The following is a 26,237-nucleotide window of genomic DNA, read 5'->3' as shown; positions in this document are numbered from 1 at the left end:
ATAATAACGGTCACTTGATACACAAAATACCTGCCAAAAAAAGCCCATCAGCATCTTTGCTAATGGGCTTTATTACTATCGCTACGGCTCTGATCAAATCATCAGACGCAACTTAATTGCTTTTTTCTTCAATCAGCTCTTTAATACTGTCGCCGTTATTTTTGGCAGCGTTGTTGTTTTTAGCTACACCTTGGTTGGTACTTTTATTGTCCGTGTCGGTATTGCTATTTTTATTGGGATTACTGTTTTTATTGCTGGCGTTATTGACACCGCTATTTGCCGCATTATTTGCGCCCGCATTTGTCCCACTGCTACTACTTGGCGGCTTCGGCGTTGGTACGACTGGTGGTTTCTTATTGCTACTATCACCGCCTGCCGCTACCGGTTTTTGATTGTCCGCAGGTTTGTTGCTCGACTCTTCGTTGCCTGCGCCCACAGACGACTGCTCTTCACCGCCTACGATACGCTCCTCAGTGACAGATAAGGTCTCAGAGGTGTCGATAGACTGGCGAATACTGGTCTCACTGCTGCTCTTAGCGCGCCGTGTTTCATCGGCGTCGTTGCTGTCATCGGCAGGTTGACGCACTGGTACTTCGCGCTTGGTCGGGCGCAAATCAACCGCGCGCGTTCGCCTATTGCTCAAATCTTTTATGGGATCGGGGCGCTCATAATTATCGATGATACCGATATAGCGATTGATTTCTTCTGGCAACACGCGGACATCGGCCGGTAGTTTAAAGTCCACCAATTTTGAGGCGCCAACCGCTTCTTGCGGACTGCTCATCAGCCCATAAGTCAGCATATAACGCACTTGGTTTTCGTCATCTAAATAGCGAAAATACGCAAACTTTTTGCGATCATCACGGCTTTCTAGATAGCTGACGATGACGTCGTTTTCGGCGACATTCATCACCTGCACTGTCCATTTGCCCTTGTTCGCTAGCAAATAGCGCTTGTCTTTGAACTCATCAGGATAGCTGCGCAAATCGCGAATGGTCGCATCAAAGCTGAGCGGCTGCACATCCGTATCCAGCTCATGCAAGGATTCTATGGTGAGCGGCTGCTCAAGCTCAGCACTAAGCGGCTGCGGCGTGGTTATCGGTGCGTTTTCAATTTTGGCACCCATCGCTGGGGTCTGACTAAACATCCAAACCAAAGCGGTAACCACGCCAAGTAGCAACGTCGCTACCAGCCAAATCAATGCTTGGCGGCGATATGCTTGGCTTGCGCTACGCGTCGTCGATCTTGGTGCTGCCATGAGAGTATCCTTGGTGAAAATAGGGTTAAGAACGCAACATAAAGACTCGTTGAAAGTAAATGCCAGCGGTCACGTTAGGCGCTAAACGCACATTGTCTTCACCAAACGCTTATAATTGTAAAATCAGTATCTTACGTACTGTGTGCGGCCAGCACGTCGGTTAATAGCGTGGCATCAAAATCATTGGTCAATATCGCCTCACCCAGTGATTTTAACAAAATCAGGCGGATTTGTCCGTGTTTCACTTTTTTATCATGACCCATCAGATCAAGCGCAGTGTCCACCGCGATCGCAGGCGGGTGGATAGGCAGATTTGCCAAGGTCAACACATGCTTGACACGCGCCACCTCCTCATTACTTAGCCAGCCCATTTTTTGTGAAAGCTCGGCGGCCTGTACCATACCTGCCGCCACAGCCTCGCCGTGTAGCCAGTTGCCGTAGCCTTGATGCGTCTCGATCACATGACCAAAAGTATGGCCGAAATTAAGCAAGGCACGCACACCTGACTCGCGCTCGTCTTGGGCCACGATATCGGCTTTATATTGACAGCAGCGCTTTACCGCTTCACCAAGCACGGCCAAATCCAGCGCCATCATGGCAGGCAGATTGCTCTCCAGCCACTGCAAAAAACTGACATCCATGATAAGGGCGTACTTGATGACCTCTGCCAGCCCTGCTGAGAGCTCACGAGCAGGCAAGGTTTTGAGTGTACTCATATCAGCCAGTACCATTTGCGGTTGCCAAAAAGCGCCAATCATGTTTTTGCCTTGTGCATGATTGATGCCTGTTTTGCCGCCGACACTAGAGTCTACTTGTGACAGCAATGTCGTTGGTATCTGGATAAAATTTACGCCGCGCATAAAACTTGCCGCCGCAAAGCCTGTCATATCGCCAATGACGCCGCCACCTAGGGCGATGAGCGTCACGTCACGGTTGAAATGGGCATCCATCAGTGCATCATAAATCTGATTGATACTGTCTTGATTTTTATACTGCTCACCATCTGGCAGCACGCAGACTCTCACAGTAAAGTGCGCGGCCAGCGCTTGTTCAAATGCAGAGAGATATAAAGGCGCAACCGTCTCATTGGTGACGATTAAAACCTGACGGCCCGTGATGTAAGGCGCCACCTGCTGCGCCATACTGCCATTTTTGGCCGCGTCTTCAGTAATAATGATGGGATAATCATGGCTTTGTGTCTGAACGGTTAAACCCTCAAAAAACAGTGGCGTGGCCATGAAGTACTCCTTAAATAGTGGTCATAAGCGATGAGCAGCTGACTGTCTGTCATCCATACAGTATCTATACAGTTAGCTTTGATTATTAGGGGCGGTAATGGCAGACATATCAAACGATGCCAGCTGCTGCAAGAGTTGATTGACCATATGACGCGGATAAGTATGGCCAGTTGGCATGATGATATGCGCCACTTGCCGGTATAGCGGATCACGGGTGCTGTAGAGATCCTGCAATATCTGCTTAGGGTTGGGCTGCTGTAGCAATGGTCGCGACTTGTCTTTTGCCGTACGCGCCATTTGCACATCAACGGGGGCATTGAGATACACGACGATGCCACGCTGGTGCAAAAACGCGCGATTTTCGGCAGACATGACCGCACCGCCACCAGTTGCCAATACAATTTGCGGTTTTTGGGTCAACTCATCGATGGCGCGTGTCTCACGCTCGCGAAAGCCTGCTTCACCTTCTTTGGCAAAGATCCACGCAATATCGGCACCTGTTTGCGACTCGATGTACCAGTCACTATCCAAAAACTCACGTCCTAGCTGCTTAGCCAGCAGTTTACCGATTGTCGTTTTCCCTGCTCCCATCGGCCCCACTAAAAACACCGACGGCAATTCCTCCACCATAGTACTTACTCAGCTAAATTAGCTATGATACAACGTCATTGATATTCTGGCTAGTAACGAGCCGCGATAATTGTCCGCAAAATCTCATCCCTCTTTCGGCTGACTCATAAAAAAAGCAAGCACTCAGGCTCGCTTTTTTAAAGTAGGTCAACCTATGATTAATTCAAGCGGCTGGTACCATCATTGATGAGTTTTGGTGTGACAAAGATTAATAGCTCTTCTTTGGCATTACTACGCACATCTTTGCGGAAGGCGCGGCCAATATACGGCAAATCCCCTAAGAAAGGCACTTTATCCACGCCGTTACTGGTACGGTTTTTGAACACGCCACCTAAGACCACGGTCTGACCATCTTCGATGATAACGTTGGTTGAGATTGAGTCTTCAGCGATGGCGACCTGATTGTTGATGATGGTCGGTGTGCCATTGGTGATGAGGAGTTGTAGGCCAATTTTACCATCAGGGGTGATGTTTGGCGTGGCCTCCAAGCTCAGCGCCGCTTCTTTAAAGCTGGTGGTGGTCGCGCCACTGGCTGAGGCTTCTTGATACGGAATCTGAGTCCCAGATGACACCTTTGCGGTTTGTTTATCCGCGGTCAAAATCTTCGGCGTCGAGATGACTTCACCGCGGTTGTCCGCTTGCAGCGCTGATAGCTCAAGGTCGAGCATCACATCTGACATACTGAGCAAACCAAAGGCAATACTACCCGCTGGGTTGGCCACACCCAAATCGACGTTTAGGTTATCAGGGCGCGTGATGTCATAAGAAGGATACGAGACCGTCTGACCGTTGACGGTGGTGGTTTCTACATCAAAGTCTTTTAAATCCCACAATGTCTGGTTACTGCCGCCCACCAACAAGTTACGGTTATTGGCCGCACCATTTGACAAGATACCCCAACGAACACCGATCTCTTTACTAAAGCTGTCGGTCGCACTGACAATACGCGCCTCGATCATCACCTGACGCACCGGAATATCGATTTTGCTGATCAGTTTATGAATGTTTTCAATACTGTCTGCCACATCTTTGACAATCAAGGTATTGGTACGCTCATCCACAGTGACGGTACCGCGATTTGACAACAAAGAGTTATTGTCGTCGGCACGGTTTGAGCTACCACCAGAAGAGCCGCTGCCTTGAGAGATCAATGTCAGAACATCTTGCGCTTTAGCATAGCTTAAGCGGATGTACTCTGTACGTAATGGTGCAAAAGATTCAACCGCTTGCTGCGCTTCAAGCTCACGTGCTTCTTGCTCTGCAAGCTCTGTCGCCGGCGCGACCAAAATCACATTGCCGTTTTCACGTTTGCCCAGATTCTTACTTTTTAGAATAATATCAAGCGCTTGATCCCAAGGCACGTTGATCAGGCGCAACGTGATGTTACCTGCGACCGAATCACTTGCAACGATATTCATCTCGGTAAACTGCGCCAAAATATCTAAAACGCTGCGGATCTCGACATCTTGGAATTCCATAGACAGTGGCTCACCGCTATAGACTCTTTCTTCGAGCGTCGGCTCACGCAGTAGCTCAGGCTTACTGATGCTGATATTTAGCTGATTGCCTGACTGGTACGCTTGATACTCATAATCGTCGTTCATATTGATGGTGACGACACCATTTTGACCTTGGTTTTTGGTATCAATACTACTCACCAGACCGCTATTGATATTTAGACGGCGCAGCAAATTTCTAGGCACCGTACTGCCTGTCAAACGGACGACCAGCTTATTGCCTTGACGTTGTACATCTACTGGAATGGCTTCATTGGCCAAAGCGATACTGATATTACCACCACCATCGTTACCTGCAGCAAAATTGACGGCGGTTAGGCCTTCATAGCTATATTGCTTACTCACTTGTGAGGCGGCAAGCTGTGGATCCAATAGCGGATTGACCCGAACCACCATCGTATCTGCGGGTACTTGATTTTTGACCACTGTAGTGTTGGTGCTATTGACCGCCGCAACAGGAACGCTACTGGTTTCTACAATGGGGGTGACAATTGCTGTGGTTGTCATGCCACTACTGTTATTCAGCACATCTTGCACAGGATCATTGGTGATTATTTGATTAACGACGGGTTGATTAACGACGGGCTGATTAACAGGTTGACTAACCACGGGGCGGCTAGGGTCAGTGATGGTCAGCAGCAAATCATTACCATCGACCGCTGTGGTATAGTTGCCTGCTTGCTTGAGACCCACAATGAGACGCGTGGTGCTGTCGCTGCTTAGTGTCGTGACATCATTGACCATGCCGATGTTGTATTCGTTAAATCGGCTAGCCAGCCCATTTTGCACTTGTTCAAAATCTAGTACCAAACGGCTTGGATCATCTAGCTGATAGGCTGCAGGCAATGCTGGCGCACTGGCAAAGCTCAAGCGCATTTGCGTCACTGCTGGCGCAGTTTGTACCACAGAGACGTTATTGATACGCTGGGCAGCTTGGGCATGGTTACTCACTGCTACCATGCTGACTGCCAATGCTGAAACGGCAAAAGCAGAAGATACGCGGTTACTCATCGTCATTACCTTGTTGTTGCGTACTGTCATTATTTATTCCTCAAAAAATCTGCCGACTTAGCTTATAGGAGAGACCAGCGACTGGGGTTTTTCGATAAACCCTGCGCGGCTGTCTGGCACAATTTCAATCAAGTTAATCTGGGTCGGCGTGATTTCAACAATACGGCCGTCATTCAATCCAAGATAATCACCTACTTTCACACTCGCAACTGAACCATCAGGACGTTGTACCAACGCATATCGCTGACCTTCAGGCGAAATAACAACACCGCGAAAGACCAGCTGTGATAGCTCGTACTGCTCAAGCGGCCCTTTGACTCTGGTAATATTAGGGCGTACACCATCGATAGGCGTCATCGGCCCTTGTACATTGACCAAACTTGGGGGCAAAAACGGACTGCGCTGCGTGCTTGCGCTGTATACAAAATCCTCTACCAGCTCCGCCTTAGGTGGGGGCTCAATCGGCTGCGCTGGCTGGTTGCGTATGTCATTCATCGACTGCTGTGCCATCCCTATGCGATCGCTACAGCCCGTCATCGACAACACAACCATACTTAACGCCAGTAACGTGGGCAGTTTATTTATCATCATTGACTGTCTCCTGCAGCAGCGGCATCACCTTCAGGATTTGCTTCTTTTGAACGGTAGGTTTTGGTTTGTAGTACCAGATTTAGCTCTGGTAATACATCCAAGCTCGGCTGCGGGTTACTCACCTCAAAATCATGCATCGTGATGATACGAGGTAGAGCAGCCAGTCCACTGATAAAGCTGCCGAACTGATGATACTCACCCAATGCAGCAATACGTATCGGCTGCTCAATAAAAAACTCGTTTTCAATTTCAGGCTCAACCGAGATATCTTGAAAGCGAATATTACTGCCCACACCAGTCATGTTGATGCCCTCTACCAGCTCTGACACCCGTGTGTCTTTTGGTAGTTGATCAAGTAACGAGTTAAACTCAGCTTCCATCTGCACCACTTGCGCTTTATACGCTTCTAAGTGACGGGCGCGTGATTCTTTTTCACGATAACTATCGAGCAAGGTTTGCTGCTGGCTTTCGGCGGCATTGATTTCATCGATTTTGCCACTGATCGGCAGCGCCCATGACAAGGCGGCGATAAAAACAATGATAAGCCCTATCACCGTTACCTTGACGGGCAATGGCCAGCTACCATAGTTTTCGGAGTCTAATGACTCAAAACTGCGACGAAACTCTTGTAAGTCAAACTGCTTTTTTGGCTTTAGCTCTGCTTTTTTGATTTTGACTAGGCTTTTTTTGCGGCTCAGTTTCATAACGCACCTCCAAGCCCAGTACCCTCGTCAGGTGTGGCCGTCTCTGACTGCACCCTTGTGGTCACCACAAACTGTACATAGCTGTCTTCTGGATAAACAGGGCGCGTCTGCTCACCTGTATTGATGGTGTTATTGAGCGCAGGCGCTGCCTGATAAGCACTGATGTTTTGTTGAATATTGCTGACAGCAGAGTTACCCATCCATTTACTACTATCGAGATTACGAATCAGATTGGACACCACATTTGGGTTATCTGCCAGGCCGGTCAAGGTAATGACATCCCCTTCGCGCTTGAGATTATTGAGATAAAGTGCCGACGGCATTGCTTTAGCCAAATCGTCCCATAGACGTACAGGAACAGGGCGGCGACCTTGCAAGTCTTGAATCACTTGCATGCGTGAGATAATATCTTCACGGCGCTGCTCTAAGCTATCGATTTCGCTCAACACGGTGTCTAAGCGCGCGTTTTCTTGTTCAATCAAGGCATTGGCATCGAGCTGCTCTTCAAGCTCATTATTAAAATAGCTCCACGTAGCAAATGCGGCCAACAACGTTAGTAGTGTCACAGCTACCACAAGCGTGATAAACTCTTTGTTGCGGCGTTCGCGCTCTTCGGCGCGCCAGGGTAAGAGGTTAATACGAGCCATTAGTCAAAGCTCCTTAACGCAAGACCACATGCTGCCATGAGGCTTGGGGCATCGATCGCCAGTTGCTCATTATCGATATGTGGCACGATGGTCATATTGGTAAATGGATTGGCGATACTGACAGTCACGCCCAGTTTTTGTTGCGCCATGCCAGCCAGACCGGGAATCGAGCTACTGCCCCCCGCGAGGACCACGTGATCAATATTGCTGTATTGGCTCGAAGAAAAATAGAACTGCAAAGAGCGAGTGATTTGCTGAATGGTGTTTTCGATAAACGGCGTCAATATCTCAGGATAATAATCGTCAGGCAAGGTGCGCTCACGCTTACTCAGCGCTGCTTCCTCAGATGATAAGCCATAGCGATTTTGTATTGCCTCTGTAAGCTGAGCACCCCCAAATAGCTGTTCGCGGCTATAGATAAATTCGCCATTTTTGGCGACATATAAGGTGGTTTGATTGTGACCAATATCTACCAAAGCGACTAATTCTGGTAGCCCTGGTAAATTATCTACCATCAAACCAAAAGCACGCTCAATGGCGTGCGACTCAATATCCATGACCTTGGTTTGCATGCCACCGAAGGTTAAGGCATCGACGCGTTGGTCGACATTCTCCGAGCGTGAAGCCGCCAGTAGCACCTGCACCATATCATCACTGACCAAAGAAGGGCCTAAGACTTCAAAGTCTAGGTTGACGTCTTCAAGAGGATAAGGCACGTATTGATCGGCATCGAGACGTATCTGCGCTTCGCGCTCGACATCGCTGAGTGCCATGTCCATATCGATGATCTTGGTAATCACCGCTGACCCTGATACGGCTGTCGCTGCATGAGCATTAGCCACTTGACAGCGTCTGGCCAAACTGGCAATCGTATCGCCAACGGCTTCAGTATCCACGATGAGTTTATCGACGACTACGCCTTCCGGTAGTCTTTCAATGCCATAAGATTTTAAGTGGAACATGCCTTGTTGGCGCTGTATGTCAACCAACTTTACTGAGGTGGCACAGATATCCACTCCAATCAAATGTCGACTTTTGGGAGTAAATAGCCTCACAAACTCTATACCTTATATTAAGTGTACAATCTGATAGTTATTTGTAATAATTGAATACAATACTTTACTTAATAGATAGATTCAAGCATTTAAATTATATATTAAGGCTAACTTACACATTTATTATGACCTCCCTATTTCGTTCAAGGTATAATGCACTACCTGTTGCAAATCATTAATTAATAAGTCTTATTATGGCCAAAAAAAATGCTACTGCTCACATTATTCACTTTTTGGTAGGGCTATTTATTGCTTGTTTAGCCTTGGCGGTCATCTTGGCAATGGCAGTTCCTATTGGCTTTTATGGCATGGCCATGTATTTATCGCCTACCCTGCCAAGTACGCAAGAGATAAAGACCGCGACGCTAGAAATGCCATTGCAGATATATAGTAGTGATGACAAACTCATCGGTCAATACGGCAATCGTTTATCATTGCCGATCACTTTTGAGGAAATCCCTGAAGATTTGACTCATGCTTTTTTGGCCGCAGAAGATGCGTCTTTTTTCCAGCACAGTGGTATCAGCATTAAAGGTCTAGGTCGCGCGGTCACCGAAGTGGTGACCGATGATGATAGTCAAACAGGTGGCTCAACCATCACCATGCAGGTGGCCAAAAACTACTTTTTGAGCCCAGAGCGTACCTTAAATCGTAAACTAACTGAGCTATTTTTGGCCCGTAAAATAGAAGATCAGCTCAGTAAAAACGACATTTTGACCCTGTATGTCAATAAGATTTATTTGGGTGAAGGCGCTTACGGCATCCGTGCGGCCGCCAAAAAATACTATAGTAAGTCACTAGACAACCTCACCATTGCAGAGATGGCAATGCTGGCAGGTCTGCCAAAAGCCCCTTCTAAGTACAATCCTGTTGCCAATCCTGAGCGCGCCCTGACACGCCGAAACTGGATCATTGGCCGTATGTATGAGCTGGGTTATATCAGTCAAGCGCAGCATGATGAGGCAGTCAACTCCCCCATCGGCATCAAGCTCTATCAAGAAAAGCTCGATGTTAATATGCCTTATTTGGCAGAGATGGCACGCTCTACCTTAGTAAATCGCTACGGTGAGCAGGTCATGCATGGCGGCTGGCGCGTACGTCTGACCGTCGATAGCAAAGCACAAACCGATGCAGAGGCCGCCGTACTCAAAGGTCTCATCGCTTATGAGCATCGCCATGGATGGCGCGGCGCTGAAGCGAATGATGAGCCATTAGAGAACTTCCGTCGGTATAGTAACCTATCACCTGCCAAAGTGACAAAAGTAAATGCTCGTAGTTTTGAGGCCACTATCCCCTCGGGTGAGACGGTGACGGTTAACTGGTCTGGGATGAGCTGGGCGCGCAAATACATCTCTGCCGATCGTATCGGTTATTATCCAAGTAATGCCAGCCAAGTCGTCAGTAAAAACGATATTGTGCGCCTGATTCCGACAGCGAGCAATCGCTGGCAGCTGGCTCAAATTCCTGACATACAAGGCAGTCTGGTTTCATTAAACCCAGAAACAGGCGCGCTCAATGCTTTGGTCGGTGGTTTTGATTTTAATCACAGTAAGTTTAACCGAGCGCTGCAAGGCTGGCGGCAACCTGGCTCTACCATCAAGCCTCTAGTCTATACCGCAGCCTTAGAAAAAGGCTATCGCCCTGATAGTATCGTCTCAGATCGTCCTATCCAAGTTGGAGACTGGAAACCCAAAAACTCTGACGGGCGTTTTTTAGGAGACATCACCTTACGTCGCGGTTTGTATCTATCGCGTAACCTTGTCTCTATTCGTCTGTTACAGGCCGTCGGTATCTCTGATACTCGTACATTATTAGACGAGTTCGGTCTCGATAAAGAAAAGCTGCCAACTACCCTATCGTTGGCATTGGGTACAGGGCAAGCGACACCGCTACAGATGGCCACCGCTTATGCAACCTTTGCCAATGGCGGTCACCGTGTACAGCCTTATTTTATTGAGCAAATTTATAACTACAATAACAAACTGCTTTTTCAAGCCAACCCGCAGCAAGCCTGCGCCTCATGTTTTAATGAGCAACTAGAACGCGTCAACAAAAAACTGCTAGAAGACTATGATAGCGCGCTCGAACAAGCGGCAACTGTAGATGCAGCAGCAGACTCAAAAGACAGTGATGCCGAAGCAAGTACACAGAGCGATCAAAGCCGTATCTATGATGCCAGTCCGCAATCAGATCGCCTAAAAGCGCCTGCGGTACAGTACGTGATGGCCAAACAAGCACCACGTATCTTAAAGCCGAGAGTAGCCTTTGAGATGGCAGACATATTACGTGATGTTGTACAGCATGGCACGGCCAGAAGAGCAAAAGCACTGGGACGTGATGATATCGGTGGTAAAACTGGTACCACCAACGAAGCAAAAGACGCTTGGTTTGCAGGGTTTCATCCCAGTAACGCAACCGTCGTCTGGATGGGCTTTGACCAACCATCGACCATGGGTCGGCGCGAATACGGCGGCGTGGCAGCGCTACCAGTATGGATTGACTTTATGAAAGCCCAGCTCAAAGACACCCCTCATCAATGGGTCTCTATCAATAATCGCTCAAAATCCAAAAAACAAAAACAAAGAATCATAGAAATGACGGATGACGGTATCGTTACCAGCGATGAAGACGGTAATACGCCTACCGACACTGCATCAGAAAAACCTGTCAAAACCAGCACCCAGCAGCGCAAGCCGCCAGCACCTGAGCCGGTCGAAGACGAGCGTTCAGCACCAACGACGCGTCATGATAGCGTACCGCAAAATCCGCTATCGGTAACCCCGGTGGAGCGTATGCCGGCCATGCCTGAATAACCCAAGCTCTAGGGTGTGTCCTCATTTTAAAAATGGCGATAAAAATGAGATAAATCGCCGTCAAACAAGGAAAATAGCGCAGGTAATATCGAGATACTAGTCAGCTACTTGACACCGTTTGGCCAGATTTAGCCATTTTTAGCCCATTTAGATGGCTATCGATCGAATTGAGGACACGCCCTAGTATGGTTAATTCACTTTAAAACCGATACAGTGCAGCTGGTATGAATTTTGCTCAGCATCTGTCAGCGTAAACACAGCAAGCAAGAGAAACTTATATCAGTTGCACGTTAATTTGAGCCTATCGACTTTATTTTGAACTGACTATACGTTATATGAAAGCGTGACTTTATATAAAAGCGTGTTTGACCATGATCAAACACGCTTTTTTTCTTGATGCTCTTGTATAAGGTAGGGCCAAAAAGCCGTTAAACAACAGCATGGATCAGGGTGGTTAAAACTCAACCATACCCGCACGCAGCTGCTCTATCAGCTCTAAGAGCTGCTGACGCCACTCACGTATGGTTGCTTCATCTGGTAGCCACTGATTCGATAACGTCACAACGTTGACAATAAGATCAGTCGCTTTTGCCGTATCTCTACTCGCACTTAGCGTCTCATCAATCACTGTATCTGGCGGTACCGCATACAAACTACGCTGATACGCGCGCTCTATGTTGGCCACAAAGCCCTGCTGCTGCAACTGTTGTAAACGCTGGACTTCAGGCGATACCTGCGTGCGCGCACTTAGCGCTTGCTCGATGTCGCACAATGTCGGCGCTGTCATGTTTAAACCATAAAAATGTCCAAGCTCCTGAGTAAAAGCCAACAACGCACCATATAAATGAAAAATAGCGGTTTCACAATGAGCCTGATATAGCTGCTTATCACTACTACTGTCCGCCGCTTGGCAGGCAAGACGACAAAAATACAGCTTTTGATTGGTGCGGTCTGCTTGATATTTGGCAACACGGGTTTTACCAGCCATTGGCAATTTATCCTTCTATAAGATATAAGTGGGAGCTTGTTTTCCAGTGTACTATTTTTTTGGATAACAGTACCACGTCTTTCTGACTTTTGTACGTGCACAAAAAAGCCAGCAACATAGGCTGGCTTTTTTGAGAGTGATAAGACATCGAAGACAATTAATTGTCTTGATTTAGCTCTTGCGCAAAGGCTTCATCAAAGCTTGCAAAGTCTTTACTATCGGTGCTAGCCGTCATATCAAAAGCTGCGTTTAGATCTGACTCTTGCAGTTTTTGCTCTGCTTTTTCTTTACGGGCTTTGTGATAAGCAAGCCCCGTACCAGCAGGAATCAAGCGACCAACGACCACGTTTTCTTTTAGACCACGTAGCTCATCAACTTTACCTGTTACCGCAGCGGCAGTTAGGACACGAGTAGTCTCCTGGAACGACGCCGCTGAGATAAAGCTTTCTGTTGCCAGACTTGCTTTGGTGATACCAAGCAATTGACGCTCGTACTGTACTGGGAACTTACCTTCGGCTTCAAGTTTGCTATTTAACGCTTTGATATCCGCGTACTCGACCTGATCGCCTTTAAAGTGGTTTGAATCACCGCCGTCAGTCACTTCAACTTTGCGCAGCATCTGACGAATAATAACTTCGATGTGCTTATCGTTGATTTTTACACCTTGCAGACGATAGACGTCCTGTACTTCGTTGACGATATAATCAGCAAGGGCGGTTTGACCTTTTAGACGTAGGATATCGTGCGGGTTTTGCGGACCATCAGCGATGATCTCACCGCGAGCAACGGTTTCGTTTTCGAAAACGTTGATCTGACGCCATTTCGGGATTAGCTCTTCATGTACCTCACCATCTTCATTGGTGATGATAAAGCGATTTTTCCCTTTGGTTTCTTTACCAAAGCTGACCACACCAGTCATCTCTGCCATGATAGCATGATCTTTTGGACGACGTGCTTCAAACAAATCAGCCACACGTGGTAGACCACCGGTAATATCCTTGGTACCTGATGACGCTTGTGGTACACGGCCTAATACCGAACCTGCGGCTACTTTTTCACCGTCGCTGACGCGGATGATGGTTTCCGCTGGCAAGAAATAAACCACTTCTTTGCCTTCATCCGTATTCAAGATGATAGCAGGACGCAAATCTTTAGCCGAGCTTGAACGGTCACGAGTCGCTAAAATTTCAAAAGAGCTCATACCCGTTGCATCATCGACTTTCACCGTCGCTGTCGAACCATCAATGATATCACTAAAGCGTGCCGTACCGGCGAACTCTGTGATAATTGGGTGCGTGTGTGGATCCCATTTAGCGATGGTCTGGCCACCTTCGACTTGCTCTTCGTTTTTCACCAGAACGCTTGAGCCATAAGGCACTTTATAGCGCTCACGCTCACGACCAAGCTCATCGGTCAACGCAAGTTCCGCTGAACGCGAGACGATAACCAAGTGACCATCAGTGTGTTCAACCGTTTTCATGTTTTCAAAATGCACTTGACCTGCATTACGTGCTGAGATGCTGTTGTCCACAGACGCAGAGCTTGCCGCACCGCCCACGTGGAAGGTACGCATGGTCAACTGAGTACCAGGCTCACCGATTGACTGGGCTGCCATGACACCGACTGACTCACCGATGTTGACTTTATGACCACGAGCCAGATCACGACCATAACACTGTGAACACACGCCATGCTCAACTTCACAAGTAATCACTGAACGTACCCAGATGTCATCAATGGCATTGTTGTCTAGTACATTTACCCAATGCTCATCGATCAACGTACCCGCTGGAATCAAGACTTTTGACGGATCGTCATTATACGTCACATCACGCGCGGTCACACGGCCAAGGACAAGCTCACCGAGTTTTTCGATGATCTCACCACCTTGGATGTGCGGCTTCATGAGCAAGCCTTCTTCGGTGCCACAGTCTTCGCTGGTCACAACCAAATCTTGCGCCACATCGACCAAGCGACGCGTTAGGTAACCTGAGTTAGCCGTTTTTAGGGCAGTATCAGCCAGACCTTTACGCGCACCGTGCGTCGAGATAAAGTACTGTAGTACGGTCAAACCTTCGCGGAAGTTGGCTTTAATCGGTGTCTCAATGATTGAGCCATCTGGTTTTGCCATCAAACCACGCATACCAGCAAGCTGACGAATCTGCGCGGCACTACCACGAGCACCAGAGTCTGACATGATAAAGATAGAGTTAAAGGATTTTTGCTCGTCTTCTTCACCTTGGGCGTTGATGACTTTATCGGTCGCTAAGTTATCCATCATCGCTTTAGCGACTTTATCGTTGGTACGCGACCAGATATCGACGACTTTGTTATAACGCTCACCTGCGGTCACAAAACCTTGCTCAAACTGATCTTCGATTTCGCGAACTTCCGCTTCGGCGGTTTCGATGATTTGTTTTTTCAGCGGCGGAATCACCATATCATCGATACCGATTGATACGCCTGATAATGTCGCTTGAGCAAAACCAAGATACATCAATTGGTCAGCAAACATGACACTTTCTTTGACGCCGACTTTACGGTAGCAAGAGTTGATTAAACGCGAGATGTTCTTTTTGGTCATCTCTTGGTTGCACTCATCAAACGACATGCCTTGTGGCATGATGTTCCAGATAAGCAAACGACCAGCCACTGTATCTTTTAGAGTGACTTCTTTGCTTTCGTTGCCCTCTGCATCGACATGCGTTTCTGTCACACGCACTTTGATTTTTGCGTTGACATGCAGGTCGTTTGAACCGATGGCACGCAAAGCTTCGTTGACGGTCGAAAATATCATGCCTTCGCCTTTGGCATTGATCGACGAGCGGCTAATGTAATACAGACCAAGTACAACGTCCTGTGAGGGTACGATGATTGGATCACCGTTGGCAGGCGATAGGATGTTGTTGGTTGACATCATCAATGCGCGCGATTCGAGCTGAGCTTCTAGCGTCAATGGCACGTGTACAGCCATTTGGTCACCATCAAAGTCAGCGTTAAACGCGGTACAAACCAGCGGATGCAATTGGATCGCTTTACCTTCAATAAGCACCGGCTCAAATGCCTGTAAACCCAAACGGTGAAGCGTTGGCGCACGGTTTAGTAGGACTGGATGCTCACGGATAACCATGGCCAGCATATCCCATACTTGCGGCTCTTCACGCTCTACCATCTTTTTGGCAGCTTTAATCGTTGTGGCTAGGCCATGCGATAGTAGCTTGTTGTAAGTAAATGGCTTGAACAACTCAAGTGCCATTTTCTTTGGCAGGCCACACTGATGCAAACGCAGGGTCGGACCAACCACGATGACCGAACGACCAGAATAGTCAACACGTTTACCAAGTAAGTTTTGACGGAAACGGCCTTGCTTACCTTTGATCATATCTGCCAAAGATTTCAATGGACGCTTGTTACTACCAGTAATTGCACGACCACGGCGACCGTTATCAAGCAAGGCATCGACTGATTCTTGTAGCATACGTTTTTCGTTACGTACGATGATATCAGGTGCACTTAGCTCGAGCAGACGCTTTAGACGGTTGTTACGGTTGATGACGCGGCGATACAGATCGTTTAGATCTGATGTCGCAAAACGGCCGCCTTCTAGTGGTACCAGTGGGCGCAAGTCTGGTGGCAATACTGGTAAGATATTCATTACCATCCACTCAGGCTTGTTGTTCGAGTCACGGAACGCTTCTAATAGTTTTAGGCGCTTAGACATCTTTTTGAGCTTGGTTTCAGAGCCTGTTTGCGGGATCGCTTCGCGCAGCTCATCAATCTCGATATCGATATCGATGTCTTTGAGCAGGTCTTGTACCGCTTCTGCACCCATTTTGGCAGTGAATTCGTCACCGAACTCTTCTAGGGCTTTGTAGTAGTCTTCATCATCGAGCAGCTGGTACTTCTCTAAAGAAGTCAGGCCAGGCTCAGTGACGATATAGCTCTCAAAGTATAGAACGCGTTCGATATCGCGTAGGGTCATATCGAGCAGTAGACCGATGCGGCTTGGCAGAGATTTTAAGAACCAAATGTGCGCAACAGGGCTTGCAAGATCAATGTGACCCATACGATCACGGCGAACTTTGGCAGTGGTGACTTCTACGCCACACTTCTCACAGATAACGCCTTGAAACTTACGGCGTTTGTACTTACCGCACAAGCATTCAAAGTCTTTGACTGGGCCAAAAATTTTGGCACAAAACAGACCGTCACGCTCAGGCTTAAACGTACGGTAGTTGATTGTTTCTGGTTTTTTAACTTCACCATGTGACCACGACTTAACCACATCAGGGGCGGCTAAGGTAATTTGAATACTATCAAACTCTTGATTACCGCTAGCGGTAGGGCTTTGCATGATATCGAGTAAATCTTTCAAGTTGCTTCTCCGTTATCTTTATAATCATCTAGCAGCATATTGTCGACGCCAAGTTAGATGAATGAAGGCAATGAATCGGGTTGAGACAAATCACCAAAAGCAGTCGCCCTAAGCGTACTACTTTTGGTTGACAACTAGGTTAAACAGCAATATTTCTGCTTTGGGTTTAGTTGCTTTGTTTTAACTCAATATTAATACCCAGTGATTTGATTTCTTTGGTCAGTACGTTAAATGACTCAGGCATACCTGGATCCATGTACTGCTCACCATCGACGATGTTTTTGTACATACGGGTACGGCCTTCGACGTCATCTGATTTCACTGTCAGCATCTCTTGCAACGTGTAGGTTGCGCCGTACGCTTCTAGTGCCCATACTTCCATCTCACCGAATCTCTGACCACCGAACTGTGCTTTACCACCTAGTGGCTGCTGCGTGACCAGTGAGTAAGAACCCGTTGAACGCGCGTGCATCTTGTCATCGACCAAGTGGTTAAGCTTGAGCATATACATGTAACCCACGGTCACTTTACGATCAAACTTCTGACCGGTACGGCCATCATACAAGGTTTGCTGACCATCACGGTCCATACCAGCAAGTTCTAGCAAGTCTTTGACTTGATACTCATGAGCACCATCAAACACTGCCGTACCCATCGGCACACCATCACGTAGATTGTCTGCTAATGCCAAGATATCATCATCAGACAAGCTGTCTAGATCGACTGACTCACCGCCGACTTGGTTATAAATCTTATCTAAAAACTCACGTAACTCTTTGATTGCCGCTTGCGCTTTTAGCATACCGTCAATCTTTTCACCCAAGCCCTTAGCCGCCATACCCAAATGCGTCTCAAGCACCTGACCGATGTTCATACGCGATGGTACACCTAGCGGGTTCAATACGATGTCAACGGTATTGCCATGCTCATCATATGGCATGTCTTCGACTGGCATGATGCGTGATACCACACCTTTGTTACCATGACGACCCGCCATTTTATCCCCTGGCTGGATACGACGTTTCACTGCCAGATAGACCTTAACGATTTTTTGGACGCCATGCTGCAAGTCATCACCAGCCGTTAATTTGCGTTTTTTCTCTGCAAATTTCACATCGATGTCTTTTTGCTTATCGACCAAGTAATCAGCGATCTGCGTGAGACGCTCAGAGATCTCTTCTTCGACTGGTTGGATATCAAGCAGCGTCTCAAGACTCATCTCTTTCATGTCAGCCAACGCCATGACTGTGCCGGCTTTTAGACCAGCACCGCCACTGACTTTTTGACCATCAAGCAAGGTACCAATACGGCCACGAGCCGCTTCTTCAAAGATACGTAGCTCTTCTTTTAAATCTTTACGATAGCTATCGAGCTGCGACTTCTCGATTGCTTTGGCACGCGCGTCTTTTTCGACGCCATCACGGGTGAAGACTTGTACGTCGATGACCGTACCTTTGCTTGATGTTGGCACCCGCAGTGAGGTATCTTTTACATCCGCGGCTTTTTCACCAAAGATAGCCCGTAGCAATTTCTCTTCTGGCGTGAGCTGCGTCTCGCCTTTTGGTGTGACTTTACCAACCAAGATGTCGCCTGCGTCTACTTCAGCACCGATATAAACGATACCTGCCTCATCAAGGTTTGAGAGCGCCGCCTCACCCACGTTTGGAATATCAGCAGTGATTTCCTCTGTTCCAAGCTTGGTATCACGCGCCACACAAGTCAACTCTTGAATATGAATGGTGGTAAAGCGATCTTCTTTGACAACTTTTTCAGAAAGCAAAATCGAGTCTTCGAAGTTATAACCATTCCACGGCATAAAGGCGATACGAATGTTTTGACCAAGCGCCAACTCACCCAAATCGGTTGATGGACCATCAGCTAGGATATCCCCTGACGCGATTTCGTCGCCTTGGTTGACAATGATGCGCTGGTTGATACAAGTATTTTGGTTTGAGCGCGTGTATTTGATCAAGTTATAGATATCGATACCCGCTTCGCCTGCGACCATCTCCTCTTCGTTGACACGCACGACGATACGTGAGGCATCGACGTCTTCGATCACACCGCCACGCTTGGCGATCACACATACGCCAGAGTCACGCGCGACGTGACGCTCCATACCCGTACCCACTAACGGCTTATCCGCACGTAGCGTCGGAACCGCCTGACGCTGCATGTTTGAACCCATCAATGCACGGTTGGCATCATCATGCTCTAGGAATGGAATCAAACCTGCGGCGACCGATACTACCTGACTTGGTGACACATCCATATGCGTCACTTTTTCTGGTGGCATACGGACAAATTCACCATAGCTACGCACGCTGACCATCTCATCGCTCAGCTCACTATTTTCATTCACTGGCGAATCTGCTTGAGCAATGACCGTACCAACTTCTTCGATGGCAGATAAGTATTCGATCTGGTCAGTTACTTTGCCATCAACCACACGGCGATAAGGCGTTTCTAAGAAACCAAAGCTGTTGGTTTTGGCAAAGGTCGCTAGTGAGTTAATCAGACCAATGTTTGGACCTTCAGGTGTTTCAATCGGACAGACACGGCCATAATGGGTGTCATGAACGTCACGTACTTCAAAGCCTGCACGCTCACGGGTCAGACCACCTGGGCCAAGCGCGGATACACGGCGCTTATGGGTGACTTCAGACAATGGGTTGTTTTGGTCCATAAACTGTGACAACTGACTTGAGCCAAAGAACTCTTTGACAGCAGCTGCTACTGGTTTTGAGTTGATCAAATCTTGTGGCGATAAGTTATCAGATTCAGCTGACGACAGACGCTCTTTGACCGCACGCTCTACGCGCACAAGGCCGACGCGGAACTGGTTCTCTGCCATCTCGCCCACTGAACGAATACGGCGGTTACCTAAGTGATCGATATCGTCGACTTCACCGCGACCATTACGAATCTCAATCAGCTCTTTTAACACATTGATGATGTCATCATTGGTCAACACACTACGCGCACGCTGGATATCAGCGTCGTCAGTGTCCTCAAAATCAAGACCTAAGCGACGGTTAAACTTCATACGACCGACGTTTGACAAGTCATAACGATCGGCGTTAAAGAACATACTCTCAAACAGCTTTTCAGCAGTCTCAACCGTTGGTGGCTCACCTGGGCGCATGACTTTGTAGATCTCAATCAATGCTTCTTCACGGCTAGAAGTGGTATCAGCACGTAGCGTATCGGCGATATAACTGCCTTGATCGATATCGTTGGTGAACAAAATGCTAAACTCTTTGAGTGCATCACTGGCTTCGAACGCACTGAGCTTGACCAACAATTCATGATCGATGAGCGTATTGGCATGAGCAATCACTTCACCATTGACCACGATATCTTCAGCCAAAATACGCTCGTATAGATATTCATCAGGCACAGCAATTTTCGTCATACCCGCTTGCTCTAACTGACGGATACGGCGAGCATTGATACGTTTGCCCTGCTCGACGATGACATCACCATCAGATGACACGATATCGAACTGCGCCATCTCGCCGCGCAGACGATCAGCGACCAGATCAATCTCAAACTGCTCTTCACCCTTATAGACTTTTACTTTATCAAAGAACAAGTCTAAGATTTCAGAGGTCGTCAAACCAAGCGCACGTAAGATAATAGACGCAAGTAACTTACGACGACGGTCAATACGAGCAAAAACTAAGTCTTTGGCATCAAATTCAAAGTCAAGCCATGAGCCGCGATAAGGGATGATACGAGCGTTATAAAGCACCTTACCACTTGAGTGCGACTTACCTTTATCATGATCAAAGAACACACCAGGCGAGCGGTGCAACTGTGATACGATGACACGCTCAGTACCGTTGATAATAAAGGTACCGTTATCAGTCATCAGTGGCATCTCGCCCATATAGACGCTTTGCTCACGGATGTCTTTGATCGCCGCTTTACTGTCTTTGTCTTTGCTGTCTTTATCCTTGATAATCAAACGGATCTTGACACGCATCGGTGCTGCAAACGTTGAGCCACGCAAGATACACTCACGCTCATCAAACTCAGGCTCGCCTAAGTAATATTCAACGAATTGTAGCTCTGCATTACCAGAATGACTCTCAATCGGAAAAATAGATGAAAAGGCAGCTTGTAGACCAGTATTCTCACGAGCTTTCGGCTTTTTGTGCTCTTGCAAAAATTGCTCATAAGAATCTACTTGAATAGACAGTAAATAGGGAATGTCCATTACAGTGGGCAATTCAGCAAAACTTTTGCGAATACGCTTTTTTTCAGTATAAGAATATGCCATCGAGAGTCCTTACAGTAAACGTGGAAACAAATTAAAAGCGTGGCATGCGTGCATAAATACTATGCAAACATAGCAACGTAAACGTTAATATAAAACAGGTGTTCGTGTTCAGTTTATATCTTTTGTTAATGACTACTTTACTACCAGTGCCGGCTTAGCACCCTTATCAAGTTTTGTCATCAGCATCTAGGTCTTTTACCTAAACCATCCAGCCAAAACCCCATCAGCTGTCACTCATCAAAACCAATATCGTCGCTGATATCTACCGTCTACGAGCCTACATACTGACAGTACAACCATGCAAAATGAATAACCTAAGATAAACAGCTTATTAGAACTAATAATATTGGGGATAACTATAACTTTTAGAATCAGTGTAAACTATAGCGTTAATGGAAAAGCATGCAGACACAAAAAAACGCCAAACATCTCAAGACGTTTAGCTCATATCACTGATTTTAAAAACTGGCATGTGTGCTTGCATGTATATCGTCTGTCCTTTTGATGGGTATCCACCGTGATGTTGCATACGTATGTTGGCAGACACAAAAGGTCAAGCTACGAATTATAGTAAAAAAAAGCTGGCAATGCAAGGCATTACCAGCTTTTTTTTCGTACAGCGTTAAACTTATTTTAGTTCAACAGTTGCACCAGCTTCTTCAAGTTTCTTTTTCAACTCTTCAGCTTCGGCTTTAGATGCGCCTTCTTTGATTGGTGCTGGAGCACTTTCAACCAAATCTTTTGCTTCTTTTAGGCCAAGACCAGTTGCTTCACGTACGGCTTTGATAACGCCAACTTTCTTGTCGCCGAAGCTAGCAAGAACAACGTCAAACTCGTCTTTTTCTTCAGCAGCTGGACCAGCAGCAGCGGCAGCAGGTGCAGCAGCAGCAACAGCAGCAGTTACGCCGAATTTTTCTTCCATATCGCTGATTAGCTCAACGATGTCCATTACTGACATTTCAGCGATTGCGTTTAACACATCTTCTTTAGATAGTGCCATGAGAACTCTCCGTTATCTGATAAAAATTAATTGATTTTAATATCGCTTGGATTGCTTGCCAAATGTTTAAATAGAGTTGGCAATACAGTACAACCAGCGATGTCAAAGTTACGTTAAAACAAGCAATTAAGCAGCTTCTTTTGCGTCTTTGATTGCCGCTACAGTGCGAACGAACTTGCCAGGAACAGCGTTCATAGTCTGGACAAGCTTGGTCACTGGTGCGTTCATAGTTGCCATCAAGATAGAGATTGCTTCGTCGCGAGTTGGTAGCTTCGATACGCGCTCTAGCTCTTCTGGACCATAAACTTCACCACCGACTGATACTATTTTGGTCTCTAATGCTTTGTTTTCTTTGCTAAAGTCGAAAACGACTCTGGCAGCAGAACCCAAATCTTCCATAGAGAAAGCCAAAAGTAGTGGACCAGTCATACGGTCTGACATGCTCTCAAAATTAGTGCCTTCAAATGCGCGTTTTGCTAGGGTGTTTTTCACCACTTTTAAAACGACGCCTTTTTCACGAGCTTGTTCGCGCAGCTTAGTAAGCTGTGCAACACCAATACCGTGATATTCGGCAGCTACTGCTGAGTAAGCATTAGCAGCAACTTCAGACACTTCAGCCACAACTTGTTGTTTTTGTTCTAGCGTTAATGCCATAAGTTGACTCCTTTAATCTTATCAATCCGCTCATCTTTTAGTTAAAAACGATCAGCTAAGATAGACTTGATACGACACGTTATTCATAACTTCTAAAAATAGAGTTTATTCATAACGACTGATTACGGCACCGTTATCAGACTGACATCGAGTGATAGCTTGGTATAAATACCGGTTTATCGGCTCTTATCAACAACTGGGTGGGTCACCGTCTGCGTAGGACAACTAAGATTTTCATCTGTCGTCGATTAACAAAAGCAGCTTACCGTCATCACTAGCTATCAAAAGACCACTTAATAATGACGTAAAACCGCTCTCTACCTACGGTCTTAGACAGCATAGCGTTTGCTACGCTGACCTAATTCTTTAAAACAATATAGGCTCTTTATTCAAAATCGTTGAATATCGAGTAATTTTTATACAAAAAACTATTTAGCCACGCGATAAGGAACAGGATCGATAGTGATGCCTGGGCCCATGGTGCTAGACAAGGTGATTTTCTTAATGAATGTACCTTTAGACGTCGCAGGCTTAGCGCGTTTTAGATCTGAGATCAATGCTTGAACGTTTTGGGTAATTTGTTCAGTCGTGAAACCAACTTGACCGATAGTGGTGTGAATGATACCCGCTTTGTCAACACGGTACTGTGCTTGACCAGCTTTGGCATTGGCCACAGCTTCCGCAACGTTGGGCGTTACTGTACCAACTTTTGGGTTAGGCATTAGGCCACGTGGACCTAGGATAGTACCTAGTTGACCCACCACACGCATCGCATCTGGAGCTGCGATAACAACGTCAAAGTCCATGTTACCGGCTTTAATGTCTTCTGCTAGGTCTTCAAACCCTACAACGTCTGCACCAGCTTCTTTGGCGGCTTCAGCAGCAGCGCCTTGAGCGAATACGGCAACGCGTTTGGTTTTACCAGTACCCGCAGGCAAGTTGGTAGCACCGCGAACGACTTGGTCAGATTTACGTGGGTCAACGCCCAAGTTTACTGCAATGTCGATAGACTCTTTGAACTTCAAAGGTGGTAAATCGTTTAGGATTTGAACCGCTTCTTCAAGAGTGTATAGCTTTTCGTTTTCAACGCGATCAGCGATTAGCTTTTGACGCTTAGTAAGTTTACTCATTTACACACCCTCCACGGTAATACCCATTGAACGAGCGGTACCAGCGATGGTACGAACAGCAGCGTCAAGATCAGCAGCAGTCAAATCTGCGTCTTTAGTTTTCACGATTTCTTCTAGTTGTGCACGGTCAACTTTACCAACTTTTGCGGTGTTTGGCGTACCAGAACCTTTCGTGATACCAGCAGCTTTACGTAGTAAAAACGCGGCTGGTGGTGACTTCATGATAAAAGTAAAAGACTTATCGCTATAAACAGTGATCTCAGTTGGGATCGGCAGACCCGGCTCTTGAGATGAAGTCGCAGCGTTAAATTCTTTACAGAACGCCATGATGTTCACGCCTTTTTGACCCAAAGCTGGACCAATCGGTGGTGAAGGGTTTGCTTTACCTGCAGGCACTTGCAGTTTGATGTAACCATCAATCTTCTTAGCCATGATACTCTCCTAAATGGGTGATAGCGCCAAATCAACATGGTAGAAACCTTGTCGAAAAACAGCTCCCCGGTTAATGAACTTTATAGGTTTAGTCTAGTTTTTCAACTTTACTAAACTCAAGCTCGACCTGAGTCGGCCTATTAAATACGTTTACGGTCAGATGTAGTTTAGACTTTTCATAATCCACTTTTTCTACCAACCCTTTAAAGTCAGTAAATGGACCATCGATGACCAATAATTCTTCGCCTGGCTCAAAGAGCGTCTTAGGACGTGGGTCAGCTTCAGTCTGATTCAGACGGTTCAAAATACGATCCGCTTCTGCCTGCGTGATAGGTGCTGGCATCTCTGGCGTACCGCCAATAAAGCCCATAATACGTGGACAGTCTTTGACGATGTGCCACGTGTTGTCATTCATTTCCATCTGGATCAATACATATCCTGGAAAGAATTTACGCTCACTCTTACGTTTTTTGCCGTCTTTCATTTCGACGACTTCTTCTGTCGGCACCAACACATCACCGAACGAATCAGCAAACTCACTGCGGTTGATACGATCAGTTAATGAACGCTGTACTTGCTTTTCATATCCTGAAAATGCTTGGACAATATACCAACGCATATCACGCTCCTGATCATTATAAATAAGTCGTTATCTGTCCATTTTGGTCTTGCCCACTAATACGTGTGACTAGCCAATAAAGATACCAACGAACCAATTAAAAAAGTTATCCAACAACCAAATAAAGAACCCAACAATCGCAATCACGACAAGCACTTGCCATGTGTATTGAAAGGTTTCGTCTTTACTCGGCCAGGTCACTCGGCGTAGCTCAACCGCAGCGTCTTTTAGTAAAATTTTAAAAGCGCGACCCTGATGGGTTAAGGCCAAACACACCAAAGCAACCACAACTAAAGCAACAATGATGCCAATACGCACCCAGACATCGTTGGCTGGCTGCCAATAACCGGGTAAATACTGATTGACCAATGTTGCTGCAATTAATACTACTGCGGCTACAAGCCACAAAATCAAATCTTTGATTGAGCCTGTCTTAGCAACCTCGACCGCAGTGGTCTTATTGCCTGCTGAGACGTGCTTACCTTTAGTCAGCATCGAGCTCGCCGTCGCCTTGGCATCAGATAACTTATTCTCGAGGTTATCTTGATTATTGCTCATAAAGAACTCGCTTCGGAGATGGTGAGGTACAACAAAGATGTGATAAGAAGATGGCAGGCGATGTAGGACTCGAACCTACAACCCTCGGTTTTGGAGACCGATGCTCTACCAATTGAGCCAATCGCCTATGGGTGTAAAGGACAGCATTATACAATATTTAGCATAGAATGCAAGCCCTTAGCGGTAAAATTATCATTTTTACCGAGCTTTGCTCTTAGTCATTTTGTGGCTACATCAGTCTTACTTAAGTAAATAAATAAGTAAAAATCGATGTCCCAACTGACTTATTAGAAGCAGCGTTAATATAGCAAGCTCTCATAAAAAACACAATAGACTAAAAACAAAAAAGAACGGTATTTTTACTTACTGTAGTTATTGATAGTTATAGCTTTAAAAAACATACTTTTATGAAGTACCACCTTCCCTGCCCCTTTTTAATAAACCCCCATAACCCCTACAATTCCCACAAAAAAAGCCACCCTATAAAGGATGGCTTTTCACTACTCAATACTTTGTGTCAGCTTGCGCTGAGATCAGTATCGCTTAGCCTTTTACGTTAGCTACCACACCAGCACCTACAGTACGGCCACCTTCACGGATAGCGAAACGTAGGCCTTTGTCCATAGCGATTGGGTGAATAAGCTCTACGCTCATCTCAACGTTGTCACCAGGCATGACCATTTCTGTACCGTCTTGTAATTGGATTGCGCCAGTTACGTCAGTGGTACGGAA

At 46.7% G+C, this 26,237-nt stretch carries 19 protein-coding genes and 1 tRNA gene; 1 reads left to right on the top strand and 19 read right to left on the bottom strand.

Translation table 11 applies throughout. The features are described from left to right. Positions 1-112 precede the first annotated feature (112 nt). From J3491_RS09865 to J3491_RS09830, 8 genes are all read right to left on the bottom strand, one after another. Complete coding sequence (locus tag J3491_RS09865) at positions 113-1,258, bottom strand: hypothetical protein (protein ID WP_243456317.1); 1,146 nt, start codon at positions 1,256-1,258, stop codon at positions 113-115. A 131-nt stretch (positions 1,259-1,389) separates the two neighbouring features. Further along, positions 1,390-2,496, bottom strand: coding sequence for a 3-dehydroquinate synthase (gene aroB / locus J3491_RS09860; protein ID WP_207970082.1), 1,107 nt, complete (start codon positions 2,494-2,496; stop codon positions 1,390-1,392). A gap of 72 nt (positions 2,497-2,568) precedes the next feature. After that, complete coding sequence (gene aroK / locus J3491_RS09855) at positions 2,569-3,126, bottom strand: shikimate kinase AroK (protein WP_207970081.1); 558 nt, start codon at positions 3,124-3,126, stop codon at positions 2,569-2,571. Between the two features lie 158 nt (positions 3,127-3,284). Further along, positions 3,285-5,684, bottom strand: a complete 2,400-nt coding sequence (locus J3491_RS09850) for a type IV pilus secretin PilQ (protein ID WP_207970080.1) — start codon at positions 5,682-5,684, stop codon at positions 3,285-3,287. 27 nt (positions 5,685-5,711) lie between these two features. Continuing rightward, complete coding sequence (locus J3491_RS09845) at positions 5,712-6,245, bottom strand: pilus assembly protein PilP (protein ID WP_207970079.1); 534 nt, start codon at positions 6,243-6,245, stop codon at positions 5,712-5,714. Then, entirely contained in the window at positions 6,242-6,949 is a 708-nt protein-coding gene (locus tag J3491_RS09840; protein ID WP_207970078.1) for a type IV pilus inner membrane component PilO, read from the bottom strand. The genes J3491_RS09845 and J3491_RS09840 overlap by 4 nt, the downstream gene beginning before the upstream one ends. Continuing rightward, on the bottom strand, positions 6,946-7,596 hold the full coding sequence (locus tag J3491_RS09835; protein WP_207970077.1) for a PilN domain-containing protein: 651 nt from the start codon (positions 7,594-7,596) through the stop codon (positions 6,946-6,948). The genes J3491_RS09840 and J3491_RS09835 overlap by 4 nt, the downstream gene beginning before the upstream one ends. Continuing rightward, positions 7,596-8,651, bottom strand: a complete 1,056-nt coding sequence (locus J3491_RS09830; RefSeq protein WP_207970076.1) for a type IV pilus assembly protein PilM — start codon at positions 8,649-8,651, stop codon at positions 7,596-7,598. The genes J3491_RS09835 and J3491_RS09830 overlap by 1 nt, the downstream gene beginning before the upstream one ends. A 194-nt stretch (positions 8,652-8,845) precedes the next feature. Here J3491_RS09830 and J3491_RS09825 point away from each other — a divergent pair, with 194 nt between their 5' ends. After that, positions 8,846-11,464, top strand: a complete 2,619-nt coding sequence (locus J3491_RS09825) for a penicillin-binding protein 1A (protein WP_207970075.1) — start codon at positions 8,846-8,848, stop codon at positions 11,462-11,464. Positions 11,465-11,918: 454 nt separating this feature from the next. Here J3491_RS09825 and J3491_RS09820 read toward each other — a convergent pair whose 3' ends face one another. The 11 genes from J3491_RS09820 to J3491_RS09770 all read right to left on the bottom strand — a co-directional run. Beyond that, the gene (locus J3491_RS09820; RefSeq protein WP_075100329.1) at positions 11,919-12,452 is read right to left on the bottom strand and encodes a DUF6586 family protein; all 534 of its coding nucleotides are present in this window, start codon (positions 12,450-12,452) and stop codon (positions 11,919-11,921) included. Positions 12,453-12,609: 157 nt separating this feature from the next. Next, positions 12,610-16,827, bottom strand: coding sequence for a DNA-directed RNA polymerase subunit beta' (gene rpoC, locus J3491_RS09815; protein ID WP_075100328.1), 4,218 nt, complete (start codon positions 16,825-16,827; stop codon positions 12,610-12,612). Positions 16,828-16,993: 166 nt separating this feature from the next. Beyond that, a complete protein-coding gene (gene rpoB / locus J3491_RS09810; protein WP_207970074.1) occupies positions 16,994-21,112 on the bottom strand; it encodes a DNA-directed RNA polymerase subunit beta in 4,119 nt (1,372 codons plus the stop codon). A 628-nt stretch (positions 21,113-21,740) separates the two neighbouring features. After that, positions 21,741-22,112, bottom strand: coding sequence for a 50S ribosomal protein L7/L12 (gene rplL, locus J3491_RS09805; protein WP_075100326.1), 372 nt, complete (start codon positions 22,110-22,112; stop codon positions 21,741-21,743). Positions 22,113-22,238: 126 nt separating this feature from the next. Next, positions 22,239-22,766, bottom strand: coding sequence for a 50S ribosomal protein L10 (gene rplJ, locus J3491_RS09800; RefSeq protein ID WP_075100325.1), 528 nt, complete (start codon positions 22,764-22,766; stop codon positions 22,239-22,241). Positions 22,767-23,194: 428 nt separating this feature from the next. Beyond that, complete coding sequence (gene rplA / locus J3491_RS09795; RefSeq protein ID WP_207970073.1) at positions 23,195-23,896, bottom strand: 50S ribosomal protein L1; 702 nt, start codon at positions 23,894-23,896, stop codon at positions 23,195-23,197. Continuing rightward, the gene (gene rplK / locus J3491_RS09790; RefSeq protein ID WP_075100323.1) at positions 23,897-24,328 is read right to left on the bottom strand and encodes a 50S ribosomal protein L11; all 432 of its coding nucleotides are present in this window, start codon (positions 24,326-24,328) and stop codon (positions 23,897-23,899) included. 88 nt (positions 24,329-24,416) lie between these two features. Beyond that, positions 24,417-24,947 (bottom strand): transcription termination/antitermination protein NusG, encoded by a 531-nt coding sequence (nusG, locus tag J3491_RS09785; RefSeq protein WP_075100322.1) that lies wholly within the window; start codon positions 24,945-24,947, stop codon positions 24,417-24,419. A 69-nt stretch (positions 24,948-25,016) separates the two neighbouring features. After that, a complete protein-coding gene (gene secE / locus J3491_RS09780) occupies positions 25,017-25,505 on the bottom strand; it encodes a preprotein translocase subunit SecE (RefSeq protein ID WP_100750084.1) in 489 nt (162 codons plus the stop codon). Positions 25,506-25,556: 51 nt separating this feature from the next. After that, positions 25,557-25,632, bottom strand: a tRNA-Trp gene (locus J3491_RS09775). 416 nt (positions 25,633-26,048) lie between these two features. Then, positions 26,049-26,237 (bottom strand): EF-Tu C-terminal domain-related protein (locus tag J3491_RS09770; protein WP_481133192.1); only part of this gene is annotated, 189 nt, incomplete at its 5' end.

Source organism: Psychrobacter halodurans, assembly GCF_017498075.1.
GTDB lineage: Bacteria > Pseudomonadota > Gammaproteobacteria > Pseudomonadales > Moraxellaceae > Psychrobacter > Psychrobacter celer.
Note: the sequence above shows the minus strand (reverse complement) of the source record. Positions and strands in the feature narration are given on the sequence as shown.